The sequence below is a fragment of the Pantoea sp. E2023-21 genome (assembly GCF_051302795.1).
In the GTDB taxonomy this organism is placed as follows: Bacteria; Pseudomonadota; Gammaproteobacteria; order Enterobacterales; family Enterobacteriaceae; genus Pantoea; species Pantoea ludwigii_A.
The window spans coordinates 1659591-1673923 of the sequence record NZ_CP195344.1 but is presented as its reverse complement, the minus strand read 5'-3'; the positions used below and the strand labels follow the sequence as shown (position 1 = coordinate 1673923).

The following is a 14333-nucleotide window of genomic DNA, read 5'->3' as shown; positions in this document are numbered from 1 at the left end:
ATGGCGACCCTACAAAACCGGCACTGAACCCGTAGGGTCGCCATTTATGGCGACCTCATTTGCAAGGAACAACCATGATCACACTACGCGCCATGACGCAAAACGATATTGAACACGGCTTTGCCATCACTCAGCAGCTCAAGTGGCCGCATCGCCGCGAAGACTGGCAGCAGGCGCTGGCGCTGGGCGAAGGTGTGGTGGCTGAAGAGCAGGGCGAATTTGTCGGCAGCGCGTTGGGCTGGCGCTGGGGCGAGCAGGCGGCCACCATTGGATTGGTGGTGGTGAATCCGCAGTTTCAGGGACGCGGCATCGGCAAGCAGTTGATGCTGGCACTATTGGAAAAATTCCCGGATTACAACATCCGGCTGCACGCCACCGAAATGGGCAAAGGGCTGTACCAGAAACTCGGCTTTGAGGTCACCGGCCACATTCAGCAGCATCAAACGCGCAAACTGGCGGCGGTGCCAAACGTCACCATCCCGGCGGGTTTAACGCTGCGTAATGTACAACCCGCAGACGCCGATGGGCTGATCGAACGCGATCATCAGGCGCACGGCATGTGGCGCCCAGCGTTGATTCACAGCCTGATTACCGATGCTCAAACTCTGTTGCTGCAGGATGCGGAACAGCGCGTACACGGCTTTGCCAGCCTACGCCGCTTCGGTCATGGCTGGGCGATTGGCCCGGTGATCGCGCTGAATAGCGACAGCGCGCAAACGCTGATTTCCGCTTTGATGCAAGGCCTGCGCGGCGAGTTCGTGCGTATTGATACCGATGGTGCGCTGCCGTTAGCGGGCTGGCTGGAAACGCTGGGCCTGGCGCAGGTGGATGCGCCCACTACCATGATTCGGGGAACGCCGTGGTCACCGCAGGTCGGTGAGATGCAGGCGTTTGGGTTGATGACCCAGGCGATGGCCTGATGCATATCGTCTACAAGTCAGAAGCGACGCGCGGCGCGCACTGGCAGCGCTGGCTGGCCGAACACGCGCCGGATATCCAGCTGCACATCTGGCCGGATATCGGCGATGCCGAACAGGTTGAACTGCTGGTGGCCTGGCAGCCGCCGGAAAACCTGATGCGCACCTTTCCTAACCTCAAAGCGCTGCTGTCGGTGGGGGCGGGTGCCGATCAGTTCGATCTCCGTCAGCTGCCGGCGGATTTGCCGGTGGTGCGCATGATCGAACCCGGTCTGACGCAAGGCATGGTCGAATATGTCACGTTTGCGGTGCTTGGCTTACATCGTGATATGCCGCGCTACTTTCAACAGCAACGCGCCGAGCAGTGGCAAACCCATCCCGTTCGCACCGCTAGCCAGCGACGTGTTGGCGTGATGGGGCTGGGCGAACTCGGCCAGGCTTGCTTAAAACAGCTGGTGTCATTGGGTTTTGACTGTGCTGGCTGGAGCCGCACGCCACGTGAGATCAGCGGCGTGCGCTGCTGGCATGGCAGCGATCAACTGGGCGATTTTCTTGCCCACAGCGACATTCTGGTGTGCTTGCTGCCGCTCACCGACAGCACGCGCGGACTGCTCAACGCGCAGCTGTTTGCGCAGTTACCCGACGGCGCGGCGCTGGTGCAGGTGGGACGCGGTCCGCAGCTCCATGAAGCGGATTTACTGGCGGCACTGGCGAGCGGCAAACTCAGTGCGGCGGTGATTGATGTCACCGATCCCGAGCCGCTGTCCGCCGGACATCCCTTCTGGCAGCATCCGGCGATTTGGCTTACGCCGCATATCGCCAGTCAAACACAAACCGACAGCGCTGTCGCCGCGCTACTCGACAATCTGCGCCGCTATCAGCGCGGCGAACCGATGGTCGGCCTGATCGATCGTAACCGGGGATACTGAGATGCAACTGGAACAATTAGTCGCGCTGCGACGGGATCTGCACGCCCATCCCGAGCTGGGTTATCGCGAGCAGCGCACCAGCGACATCGTGGCACAGCTGTTGCACGAGCACGGCATTGAGGTGCATCGCGGCGTCGGTAAAACCGGCGTGGTCGGTGTACTCAAACGCGGCAGCGGCCCGCGCATGATTGGTCTGCGCGCCGATATGGATGCATTGCCAATGCAGGATAACGGCAGCCAGCCGTGGAAAAGCGTGCAGGATAATGTCTGTCACGCCTGTGGACATGATGGCCACACCGTGATGCTGCTGGGCGCGGCAATTGAATTGGCAAAGCAGGGCGATTTCGACGGCACGCTGGTGTTTATCTTCCAGCCTGCCGAAGAGGGGCAAGCGGGCGCAAAGGCGATGATTGATGACGGCCTGTTTCAGCAGTTTCCCTGTGATGCGGTGTTTGCCCTGCATAACTGGCCGGAACTGCCGCTCGGCGAAGTACAGACGCGGCCCGGCGCGATCATGGCGGCGGCCGACCGTTTCGATATCACCGTCAAAGGCGGCGGCGGACATGCCGCGCAGCCGCACCTGACGCGCGACACCTTGCTGGCGACCAGCGAACTGGTGGTGCAGCTCAACACGCTGGTGGCGCGTGCACTCGATCCCTGCGAACCCGGCTTGCTCAGCGTAACCCGCATGCAGGGCGGCTTCTCGCACAACATGATCCCGGCGGAAGCCAGCATCACCGGCACGGTACGCACCTTTAGTCCGGCGGCGCAGGACATTATCGAACATCGTCTGCGTGAAATGGCGCAGCACGTTACCGCCGCACACGGCTTGCAGGCTGAGGTGACGTATCTGCGTTATTACCCGGCCACGGTGAATGATCCGGCGATGGCGCAACTGGCGTTGAACGCGCTGGCGCAGGCCGGTATTCAGGCGCAGCTGGCCAAACAGCCCGCGCTCACCTCAGAAGATTTTGCCTTTATGTTGCAGGCGTGTCCCGGCGCGTATCTGTGGATCGGCTCTGCGCCGAGCCAGCCTTTGCATCACTCAACTTACGATTTTAACGATGCGCTGATCCCGCGCGGCATCCAGACGTTAACGGCGCTAGCCCGGCATGCGCTGGGTGCAGAATTTCCCTGCTGAAACGCCTGGGATTTTGACAGGAAATGCCGCTGCCTGGCGGATTACGGCAGCGTGAGAAACCAACGGGTTGCGATACTTGAGCCAACCGAACGTTACGTGGAAAGGGGTTTTAAAATGCAGAATGTCATGGCGGAGCAGCAAACATATTCCGATAACAACCTGTTACTGGACGCGCGTGAGCAGCATGTGCCACGTGGCGTGGTCACCGCGCACCCGCTGGTGATTGAGCGGGCGAAAGGCAGCGAAGTGTGGGATGTGGAAGGCAATCGCTATCTCGATTTCGTCGGCGGTATCGGCGTGCTGAATGTCGGTCACAACCATCCGGCGGTGGTCAACGCGGTCACTAAACAACTTGGTCTGGTGTCACACGCCTGTTTTCAGGTGGTAGCGTATCCGGGCTACATCGAGCTGGCCAGGCGCATGAATGCGCTGGTCGGCGGCGGTGAAGACTTCAAAAGTGTGTTCTTCACCAGCGGCGCGGAAGCGGTAGAAAATGCCGTGAAGATTGCGCGTGCGCACACTAAACGCAGCGGCATCATCGCGTTTGACGGCGCGTTCCACGGCCGTACGCTGCTCGGCACCACGCTGACCGGCATGTCCACGCCTTACAAACAGAATTTCGGTCCGTTCCCATCCGATATTTATCGTTTGCCGTTCCCGAATGCGTTTCACGGCGTAAGTGATGATGACTGCCTGCAAGCGCTGGATCAGCTGTTCGCGGTGCAAATTGCGCCAGAACGTGTGGCAGCGATCATTATCGAACCGGTGCAGGGCGATGGCGGCTTCCTGCAGGCCGGCGCTAACTTTATGCAGGCGCTGCGCCGCATTACCGAGCAGCACGGCATTGTGCTGATTCTCGACGAAGTGCAAACCGGCTTTGGCCGTACCGGCAAGATGTTCGCCTTCCAGCATCTTGGCATCACGCCGGATTTGGTCACCGTGGCGAAAAGCATCGGTGGCGGTTTACCGATTTCGGGCGTGGTGGGTAAAGCGGCGATCATGGATGCGCCACTGCCAGGCGGCCTGGGCGGCACTTACGGCGGTAATGCGTTAGCCTGTGCGGCGGCATTGGCGGTATTGGATTTGCTGGAAAACGAAAACCTGCTGGCGCGTTCGAATCAGCTCGGCGAACAGCTTAATGCGCGCCTGCAGCAGTTGGCCGAAAAGTACGCTTGCATCGGTGATGTGCGCGGCATTGGCTTTATGCAGGCGGTGGAGATTATTGATTTCGAGACGAAAAAGCCGGATGCGGCGATGACGCAGAAAATCCTCGATTGCGCCTGCCAGGAAGGTTTGCTGCTGATTAAGTGCGGTATTCATCGCAACACCGTGCGCTTCCTCGCGCCGCTGGTCACCACCGATTCGCAGCTGGAAGAGGCGTTGCATATCTTCGATATCGCGCTGGCGCGTGCCAGCGGTCGACTCGGCTAAAAAGCGCTTCCTCATTGAAATTATTGCAGTAATTTGAAAACCTCCTGCTGGTTTAACCAGTTAACGAGATAGCACATTTACCTTAAAGCGTGGTATATCTTCGGGAGGTTAAACCTAATCGGTTGGCAATGAGGGGTGCTATGAACGGCTTAATGAAACTCGACCGCATCGACATCAATATTCTGGTGCAACTCCAGAAAGATGGCCGTATCAGCAACGTCAATCTCGCCGATGCCGTAGGGCTTTCGCCCAGTCCGTGCCTGCAACGCGTGAAGCGTTTAGAGCAGGCCGGGTTTATCAACGGTTATGAAGCCCACATCAATCTGACCAAAATCACTGATTCCGTGACGGTTTTTACTGAAGTCACGCTTTCTGGCCATCGCCGCGAAGATTTTATGAAATTCGAAAACGCGGTACGCGAGGTGGATGAGCTGATGGAGTGCCACCTGATTACCGGCGGTTACGACTATTTGCTGCGCTTTATTACCCGCAGCATTGAACATTACCAGGAAGTGATTGAGAAGATGCTGGATGCGCAGATCGGCATCGATAAATACTTCAGCTATATCGTGATTAAGTCACCGATCATGAAAAGCAGCGTACCGTTACGATCGCTGATTTCGAAACAGAATTCGGTGGAGTTTGGCGTTTAATGATTTAACCCGGTCGCCATAAATGGCGACCCTACAATTTACACCAGGTCAGAAAGCTAGCCTTTTTCTCCCGCAGCATAAAATTTCTTCCCCCGCTAAAATTCCCTTTATCTTGCCGGTTTTCGCTGCGGCTTCGGCGGCGTACGCCTGGCACTCGCCTTTACACTCAATCTAAGACCAGACAAGGAGTTGCCATGACCTTCTTAACCATCGCCGATCAGCAGTGGCAGCGTGATGCATTCACGATTTCCACTGAACGCCAACGGCTGGATATGGATTGGATTCACCAGCAGCTGACGGAAAAATCGTATTGGGCCAAAGATCAATCACGCGCCAAAACCGCACGCGCTTTTGCCGGTTCGCTGGCGTTTGGCGTTTACCATGAAAATCAGCAAATTGGCTTTGCGCGCCTGGTCACGGATTACACCCGTTTCGGCTGGCTGTGCGATGTGATGATCGATGAAAACTGGCGCGGTCATGGGCTGGGAAGCTGGCTGGCGAGTTGTGTGCGGGCGCACCCGGAACTGGCCACCGTACACCGCTGGATGCTGTCGACCAATGATGCCCATCCGCTGTATCAGCGCCTTGGCTGGCGCGTGGTGCAGGAACCACAAAAACTGATGGAATTTCCCCCCTCTTGATACTGGAGCTTTCACACCATGGGTTACCGCGTTGGCGTCGATATTGGCGGATCGTTTACCGATTTTGCCGTGCTGGATGAACAAACCAATCAGATATACACCTTGAAAGTGCTGTCGCGACCGGATCAGCCCGGCAGCGAAATCCTCACCGGGTTAACCCAACTGCAGCAGCGCGACGCTATCGAACCGCAGCAGATTGACTACTTCACCCACGGCACCACCGTGGGCATCAATGCGGTGATCCAGCGGCGTGGCGTGCGATTGGCGCTGTTTGCCACTGACGGTTTTTGCGATGTACTGGAGCTGGCGCGTTTGAAGATCCCGCACATTCACGATCTGTTCTCGCGCCGTCCGGCACCGCTGATAACGCGTGATCGGGTATTTGCCATTCAAGAACGCACCGATCGCCACGGCAATGTGTTAACCGAGGTGGATCGACAAAGCGTGCTGGATGCGATTGCCGCCGCGCGCGCCGCCGGTTGCCAGGGCATTGTGGTGGCGCTGCTGCACAGCTATCGCAACCGCCACAATGAAGCCGCGGTGAAAGCCATTATTAATCAACACGCGCCCGAACTGCTGACGTCCTGTTCTGCCGATATCTGGCCGATTATCCGTGAATACGAGCGCACCATTACTGCGACCATTAACGCCTATGTGCAGCCGATGGTGATCAATTACCTCGAATCGTTTGAGCGCGCGCTGAGAACGATGGGCGTCAAACCGCCGCCGCGCATCACCAAATCCAATGGCGGCGTGATGGGCGTCGAGCAGGCAAAAAACGAATGCGTGCAGATGGTGCTTTCCGGCACCGCGTCTGGCGTCATCGGTGCCAGCTTCCTTGCCAGCGCCTGCGGCTTCGATAAAATCCTCAGCCTCGATATTGGCGGTACCAGCGCCGATGTGGCGGTGATCGTGGAGGGTCAGGTCGCGCAGGGCAACGGTGAAATCATCGGTGATTTCCCAATCTATATTCCGTCGGTGGCGGTGACGTCCGTTGGTCAGGGCGGCGGAACGCTGGCGTGGATCGATAACCAGGGCGTGCTGCAAATGGGGCCGGACAGCGCCGGTTCGCTGCCGGGACCGGTGTGCTTCCAGCGCGGCGGCACGCAGCCAACTGCCACTGATGCCTTTGCCGCCTGCGGCATGATCGGCCACGGCGATCTCGGTTATAACGCGGTGAAAGTGGATGTTGCAGCGGCGCGCGCAGCGTGGCAACCGCTAGCGGATGCGTTGGGTGTCACAATAGAAGAGACCGCCGAAACCGCTATCGAGCTGGCGGTCTCCAGCATGTACGGCGACACCAGCGGCTTGCTGTCGCGCTTCGGCCTTGATCCGCGTGAGTTTTGGTTCCTCGCCTTTGGCGGCGCTGGCCCGATGATGGGCTGCTTCCTCGCGCGCGAGTTGAATATGAAAGGCGTGATTGTGCCGCCGACGCCGGGCGTGTTGTCAGCGCTCGGTGGTTTGGTGGCGGATATCCGCAACGACTTTATCCGCACGCTGTATAGCGATCTTGATGCCTCGCTAGCGGATCGCCTGGCGACCGAAGCCAAGGCGCTGAGTCTGCGCGCGCGTGACTGGCTCAGCAGCCAGCATGGCGCCAGCATGCCGTTCACGCTGCATTACAGCGCCGACATGCGCTATCGCGGCCAGTCGTTTGAAATCGAAGTGGCGCTGGAGCCTCAATGGCTGGCACAGGCCGATGTGGCGGCGTTGCACGCTGCCTTTGATCGTCAGCATCAGCAGCTGTTTGGTCATTTTGATGCCAGCGCGCCGGTACAAATCATCAATCTGCGCGTAGTGATCGCCTCGCCGACGCCAAAACCCACGCTCAATCCGCTGGCTGTTGCTGATGCGCCGGTGGAGGTCGCGCAGCAGGTGCGCGCGTGGATCGACGGTGCGGCACATCAGGTTGATGTGGTACTACGCGCCACGCTGCGTGCCGGACATCAGCTGCTCGGCCCGGTAATTGTGGCGCAGGATGACTGCACTACCTGCGTACCGCCCAATATGAAAGTGGATGTGGATAGCTTTGGCAACCTGCTGATCACGCCGGTGGAGGCGAACTAACATGGCGATTGACGGACGTAACCTGCAAATTCTGGCGAACTACTGCGCGGCCGCCGCTGATGCCATGGCGTTTACCCTGATGCGTACCGCGCACTCAACCTTTGTCAAAGAGACGGAAGATTTTTCCTGCCAGATCGTCAGCCGTGACGGCCTGGCGTTCGCTTCACCACGCAGCTTTGGCGCGCCCTGGTACAGCGGCATCGATTACGGCCCGGTATTGGCGCTGATCGACAGCTACGAGGAAGGCGATATCTGCATCACCAACGATTCCTACGCCGGTAACGTCGCCACGCACTCGCCGGATATCCATATCTGGAAACCGGTGTTTCATGGCGACGAGATTGTTTGCTTTGTGGTGGGGCACATTCACAACACCGATGTTGGCGGCGCAGTGCCAGCGTCTCTTTCGCGCTCGCTCACCGAGATCGTGCAGGAAGGAATTCGTATTCCGCCGCTGAAAATCGTGCGTAACGGCGCCTTGAATGAAGAGGTGGCAGGCATCATGCGCCTTAACGTGCGCGTGCCGGAGCAAAACTGGGGTGACTTCAAAGCGCAAATTGCCTCAGTTAACGTGGGTGAGCGCAAGATCCACGACATCATTGCGCGCTTTGGCGTGGATGATTTCCTGCAGGGGATTGCAGGGATTCTCGATTACGCCGAAGCACAGGCGCGCAGCATTATTGCCACCATTCCGGATGGCGAATATTTCTACGCGGATTTCGCCGATGAGGATGGCGAAGGCGGTTTTCCGTGCCGTGTGGCGATTACCCTGCGTGTGACCGGCGACACGCTGGAGTTGGATTATACCGGCAGCGATCCGCAATTAGCCTCTTCATTGAATATGCCGACCGGCGGGCGCGAGCGTCATCCGCTGGCATTGGTTGGCGTCACTTACGTGCTCGCGACGCTTGATCGTAATCTGTTACTCAACGCCGGAACGCTGCGCCCAACCCGCGCCATTTTACCGCCGGGCACGGTGATGAACTGCGAAGCGCCGGCTGCGGTCGGCATGCGCTCGCTGACCTGCGCGCTGTCGCAAATCGCTACGCTCGGCGTGTTCTCGCAGGCAATTCCCGATCGCTTACCGGCTAACTCGCCGGGCGGCAACTCGATCATGAACATCCGCACCACCGACAGCGCCAACCGCAGCGTCGTGGCCTCGTTGGGACCGGTCGGCGGCGGCGCAGGCGGCACGCCGCGGCACGATGGTCCGGACGGTTCCGGCGGCTTATCCGCCTTCCTGAAAAACACCCCCATTGAGATCAACGAAGCCGAAGTGCCGATCCATTTTCATCGCTACGGCTTAGCCGCAGACAGCGCGGGGGCGGGCCGCTATCGCGGCGGTTTGGCCACCGAGATGGCATTTGAAATCTTTGCCCCCAATACCACGGTGACGGCGCGTAACCGTAATCGTTCGGTGTTTGCCTCGGCGGGCGTGCTGGGCGGCGAATCCGGCGGCCTGTCGCACTTCCGTACTCTACGTAACGGCACCGCCATTGAACACGGCAACACCGATGTGATCCATTGCCAGCCGGGCGATATCGTCGAGGTGCGCGGACCCGGCGCGGGCGGCTATGGCTTACCGGTAGAACGTGATGTGCAGCAGGTATTGCAGGATGTGCGCTGCGGCTTTGTCTCTGAGCAGGTGGCCCGCAACCGTTACGGTGTGGCGCTACGCGGCGGCGAAATTGATGAAGCCGCAACCGCGCGACTGCGGGCGGAGATGCCCGCAACCGCAGGGCAGCATTTCGATCACGGTGCGGCACGCACTGCGTTTGAAGCCGTCTGGACGCCGGAGCGCTATCGTTTACTGACGGTATTTCTGGCGGCTGCGCCGGTCAGCTGGCGGCATTTCCTTAAGCAGCAGGTGTTTGCCGCGGTGGCGGCAGACCACGACGTGCCGATGGAAGTTATCTTCGATCGTCTTAAACAGCGCTATCCGGCGATGATGACGTAGTCGCACGCAACGCTAATTGGCACGCAACGGCTTTGCCATAGTTACTCTCTTGGCCCAATGCGGTTTTATCGGGCCCATTCGCATAGAAGGGGACGTCATTATGGCTTCAGCAAACACACCGGTTTGGTTCATTTCAGGTTGTTCAACCGGCTTTGGCCGCGAACTGGCGCAGCAGGCCATCGCGCGCGGGTTTAAAACAGTAGTGACCGCACGCGATGCGGCGAAAATAGAGGATCTGGTTTCGGGTCACGATAATGCTTTGGCACTGGCGCTGGATGTTACCGATCAGACCAGCATCGAACAGGCGGTGAGCGCGGCTATTGAGAAGTTCGGTAGCGTAGATGTGCTGGTGAATAACGCCGGTTACGGTTACCAAAGCTCGGTGGAAGAGGGCGAAGAGAAAGAGATCCGCGCCCAGTTCGATGCCAATGTCTTCGGCCTGTTTGCGCTCACCCGCGCAGTGCTGCCGGCAATGCGTAAGGCGCGCAGTGGCCACATCATCAACATCACTTCCGTGGCCGGATTTATTGGCTTTGCCAGCTCGGGCTATTACTCCGCGAGTAAACACGCGGTGGAAGGTTGGTCTGATTCACTGGCGCTGGAAACCGCACCGCTCGGCATTCATGTTACCTGCGTCGAACCCGGCCCGTTCCGCACCGACTGGGCGGGTCGCTCGCTGCATCAAACGCCGAGCAAGCTGCCGGAGTATGCCGACACCGCCGCCGCGCGGATGAAATCCACCGCCGAATACAGCGGCACCCAGGCGGGCGATCCGGCACGCGCGGCGCAGGCGATGATCGCCATCACCGAGCATGCCAACCCACCACGCCATCTGGTGATGGGCGCCTGGGGTTATGATGCGGTGACCAACAAGCTAAAAGAGCGTTTGGCGCAGATCGAGGCGTGGAAACAGACCTCGATTGAGACGGATTTTCCTTCTTAAGGTGCGCGATGAATCGCGCCGCTACACATACGTGCATACATACGTAGCGGCGCAATTTATTGGCATTCTTTTACTTATCTGTAGTAAAGGTCCGATTCCCACCGCAACGGATTCTGTTCAATATATTGTCGGGTAAAGAATAATTCTCGTTCATCACGAATAATCCGTTCGTGAAAATTATATTGCCAGATAGATTGCTGACATATTCGGCTTACACCCGCTTTATATAAAGCCATTATACGTGACAGCGTAAGAGCGTTTTCATCAGTTAACCATAATATCCCGTGCAGATGGTTGGGCATCAGAATGAACACATCTAATTTAATGCCTGATATTCGAGTAGAGAGCGTGCTCCATTCCTGTTCTGCTACAAGGCCTATGGATGAGGGAATCAATCGTGTACTTTCGATATGACCAAAGATTGATTCACGTAAGCGAGTGACTAACGTAATGAAATATGCGCCTTGTGAGCTGTAATCATAATTTTTTAAGCGCGTGTTCTTCCTCAGATTCATTGTTATCTCCTTTTTTAAGGAGAGTGAGTCATAAAATTTGCCATGTCATTCTTTGCTTTTATTTTATGGATATGGATTCCAAATTATTGATTCAAAATAAAGCGCGCGATGTGTGAATGATGTATCCAACAGCAGCCCGCACCGCAGCGGCGCAATTCAGCACACACCGTAGCGGCGCAATTTATTGCGCCATGCCGGGATGAGCACGGAGCTGCGGCGGGTAATTCAAAACCGCGCGATGAATCGCGCCGCTACAGATGCGGATAATAAATGATGCATCCCATACCGTAATGGGCACGGAGCTCTGGTTGATAAATAATGCATCCAACATCAGCCCACACCGTAGCGGCGCAATTTATTGCGCCATGCCGGGATGTGCACGGAGCTGCGGCGGGTAATTCAAAACCGCGCGATGAATCGCGCCGCTACAGGTGCGGATAATAAATGATGCATCCCATACCGTAATGGGCACGGAGCTGCGGTTGATAAATATTGTATCCAACATCGCCACACCGTAGCGGCGCAATTTATTGCGCAATAGCGGGATGAGCACGGAGCTGCGGCGGGTAATTCAAAACCACGCGATGAATCGCGCCGCTACAGGTGCGGATAATAAATGATGCATCCAATACCGTAATGGGCACGGAGCTATGGTTGATAAATAATGCATCCAACATCAGCCCACACCGTAGCGGCGCAATTTATTGCGCCATAGCGGGAGGGGCGCGCCGCCGCCACGTATGTTCGCTCACACCATCTTCTCAATCTCTTCAAACGGCACCGCGTGGCTAAATAAATACCCCTGCAGTTGATTGCAGCCCGCGTCGGCCAGCGCGCTTTTTTGACTTTCAGTTTCAACCCCTTCGGCGGTGACGGTTAAGCCCATCGCATGACCTAACCGCACCACCGATTCGACAATCGCGGTAGAGTTTTGCGCCACACCCAGCGACTGGGTAAAGGAGCGGTCGATTTTGATTTTATCCACCGGGAAAGTGCTGAGGTAATTCAGGCTCGAATAGCCGGTGCCAAAATCATCCAGCGCAATGCGGAAACCGGCTTCGCGCAGCGCGATGATGCTATTGCGCGCTTCATGTTCATCTTCAATCAACACGCCTTCGGTGATCTCCAGTTCCATGCGCTTTGGATCGGCACCTTCTTCTTGCACGATCTGGACGACGCGCTCGACGAAATTGCTGGCACGGAACTGTACCGGCGAGACATTGACTGCCACCACAATAGCGGGCAGCTTTAATGACGTTTTACAGGCTTCGCGCAGCACCCATTCGCCCAGCGGAATGATCATCCCGGTCTCTTCAGCGATGGCGATGAAATCCCCCGGCGAGACATCACCGCGCAACGCATGATGCCAGCGCAGCAGCGCTTCCAAACCCACCACCTGCTGGCCGCTGATGTCCATTAACGGCTGATACCACACCGCTAATCCCTCAAATTTCACCAGTGCCTGACGCAAATCTGCCGCCATTTGCTGGCGGGTACGCAGCGATTCATCCATCACCTTCTCGAACTGGCGATACTGACCACGCCCGTGATTTTTCGCATCATAGAGCGCAATATCCGCTTTGCGCATCAACTCCAGCCGATCAATGCCGTCTTTCGGTGCCAATGCCAGCCCAATACTCACACCCACCCATAATTCGCTACCGACCAACTGATAGGGCTCGCTTAAACGCGTGATGATGCGGTTGGCCAGCGACTGCACCTGGCCAATATTATCGACACCGGGCATGACGATAATGAACTCGTCGCCGCCGATACGTCCGACGGTGTCACTGGCGCGCACAATCTCATTAAGTCGTCGCGCCACTTCAATAATCAGTTCATCACCGGCGTGATGGCCGTAGGTATCGTTAATATTCTTAAAGCGATCAAGATCCAGCAGCAGCAGGGCCACGCGCTGATCGTGGCGTCCGGCGGCCGCCAGCGCTTGAGTGAGACGATCCTCCACCAGCGAACGATTCGGCAAACCGGTCAGCACATCATGGAAAGCCAGATGCTGCGCCTGCGCTTCGCTGGCACCGAGTTTGAGCAACGACTGCGACAGCTTGAGCGACGAAGTCCAGATGCGGCGCACCATCACCAGACATAACAGCGTAATTAAGATCACCGATAACAGCGTTGAAGGGCCGATGGTGCGCAGCATTTGCGCGCCAGGTTTGTCAGGCTGCCAGCTGAGATAACCCACCGGCTCACCCTGTTGCGAATTCAACAGATATCGCGCTTTGGTCTTTTCCGCCGGTTCGCTGTCGCTGAAGTGCAGCTGGCGCAATTGGCTGCGATCCGCGAGGTTACGCAGATAGCCATCATCCAGAAACTTGATGCTCACCAGACGATAGCGTCCGGCTTGTTTAGTGCTGCTGATATCGCCTACCGCCAGCGCAGCGGCGCGTTGACCAATACGCACGAAATCGGCGTGGTCGGTCGGGCCCGCCACCACATCACTGTGTTGTACCAATGGGCTTTTCAGCATGTCTTGCAAGTAAGGGCCGATGCGTTTATCCGGCACCGGTTGGCCGTTGCGCCACACGTTAATCAGCTGGTTGTCGCGGTCCAGCAGCACCACCAGCTGGTGATCAAACATGTCATACAGCCAGCCGCCAACATTTTGCGTCAGCCAGCGCTGATCGGGATGCGACGACGCCAGCTGATCGGCGAGCGGCGACCAGCGAGTCAGGCTGCGCAGCTGACGCAAATGTTCCGTCAGGCTCTGCGTAAAGGAGGCCTCAATCATGCGTTGCTGCTGATCGCGCGCTTCGTTATTGGTTAATGAGGTACCCCAAAACAACCCTACGCCCGCGCCAACAAAGGTAAGCAGCAAAATTGCCACCAGCGGCAGAATAACTTCGCGAACAAAGTTGCGACGAAAACCATCCGATAGTTTTAGTGCGTTAATCATTTTAGGGTTGGCCTGACAAGAAGGATTCATCTTTTAACTTAGCAGAACATCCCCATGCTGTACTGCGTAAGGGCAGTGAAAGCGTGATGTAAATAAGCGGTAAATTTTTGAACACTGTCACAAAGCAAACAGTTAAACATAATTTATTAAATCTGCTGCCGTTGCGCTGACATTCTGCTGTCCTAAAGCAAATTCATCTTCACGTCATTGAGCCGTCACGCCGCT

12 protein-coding genes are annotated in these 14333 nt (G+C 57.2%); 9 read left to right on the top strand and 3 right to left on the bottom strand.

What is annotated here, in order from left to right:
* Window positions 1–74 precede the first annotated feature (74 nt).
* From ACRQ84_RS07995 to ACRQ84_RS07955, 9 genes are all read left to right on the top strand, one after another.
* A complete protein-coding gene (locus tag ACRQ84_RS07995; RefSeq protein WP_483817684.1) occupies window positions 75–920 on the top strand; it encodes a GNAT family N-acetyltransferase in 846 nt (281 codons plus the stop codon).
* Window positions 920–1846, top strand: a complete 927-nt coding sequence (locus ACRQ84_RS07990; protein ID WP_483817683.1) for a 2-hydroxyacid dehydrogenase — start codon at window positions 920–922, stop codon at window positions 1844–1846. The genes ACRQ84_RS07995 and ACRQ84_RS07990 overlap by 1 nt, the downstream gene beginning before the upstream one ends.
* A 7-nt stretch (window positions 1847–1853) precedes the next feature.
* Window positions 1854–2987, top strand: coding sequence for a M20 aminoacylase family protein (locus tag ACRQ84_RS07985; protein ID WP_483817902.1), 1134 nt, complete (start codon window positions 1854–1856; stop codon window positions 2985–2987).
* Window positions 2988–3101: 114 nt separating this feature from the next.
* Window positions 3102–4418 (top strand): 4-aminobutyrate--2-oxoglutarate transaminase, encoded by a 1317-nt coding sequence (gene gabT, locus ACRQ84_RS07980; protein WP_483817682.1) that lies wholly within the window; start codon window positions 3102–3104, stop codon window positions 4416–4418.
* Window positions 4419–4558: 140 nt separating this feature from the next.
* Window positions 4559–5071, top strand: a complete 513-nt coding sequence (locus tag ACRQ84_RS07975; protein ID WP_007890964.1) for an Lrp/AsnC family transcriptional regulator — start codon at window positions 4559–4561, stop codon at window positions 5069–5071.
* Between the two features lie 194 nt (window positions 5072–5265).
* Complete coding sequence (locus ACRQ84_RS07970; RefSeq protein ID WP_483817681.1) at window positions 5266–5712, top strand: GNAT family N-acetyltransferase; 447 nt, start codon at window positions 5266–5268, stop codon at window positions 5710–5712.
* Between the two features lie 18 nt (window positions 5713–5730).
* Window positions 5731–7779, top strand: a complete 2049-nt coding sequence (locus ACRQ84_RS07965; RefSeq protein ID WP_483817680.1) for a hydantoinase/oxoprolinase family protein — start codon at window positions 5731–5733, stop codon at window positions 7777–7779.
* Window position 7780: 1 nt separating this feature from the next.
* A complete protein-coding gene (locus ACRQ84_RS07960; RefSeq protein WP_483817679.1) occupies window positions 7781–9736 on the top strand; it encodes a hydantoinase B/oxoprolinase family protein in 1956 nt (651 codons plus the stop codon).
* Between the two features lie 100 nt (window positions 9737–9836).
* A complete protein-coding gene (locus ACRQ84_RS07955) occupies window positions 9837–10679 on the top strand; it encodes an oxidoreductase (protein WP_483817678.1) in 843 nt (280 codons plus the stop codon).
* Between the two features lie 74 nt (window positions 10680–10753).
* Here the strand turns inward: ACRQ84_RS07955 and ACRQ84_RS07950 are convergent, their stop codons facing one another.
* From ACRQ84_RS07950 to ACRQ84_RS07940, 3 genes are all read right to left on the bottom strand, one after another.
* Window positions 10754–11194, bottom strand: a complete 441-nt coding sequence (locus ACRQ84_RS07950) for a transposase (protein ID WP_483817677.1) — start codon at window positions 11192–11194, stop codon at window positions 10754–10756.
* Window positions 11195–11721: 527 nt separating this feature from the next.
* Window positions 11722–11871: a hypothetical protein gene (locus ACRQ84_RS07945; protein ID WP_483817676.1), complete on the bottom strand. Its 150-nt coding sequence runs from the start codon at window positions 11869–11871 to the stop codon at window positions 11722–11724.
* A gap of 71 nt (window positions 11872–11942) precedes the next feature.
* Window positions 11943–14108 (bottom strand): putative bifunctional diguanylate cyclase/phosphodiesterase, encoded by a 2166-nt coding sequence (locus ACRQ84_RS07940; RefSeq protein ID WP_483817675.1) that lies wholly within the window; start codon window positions 14106–14108, stop codon window positions 11943–11945.
* Window positions 14109–14333 lie beyond the last annotated feature (225 nt).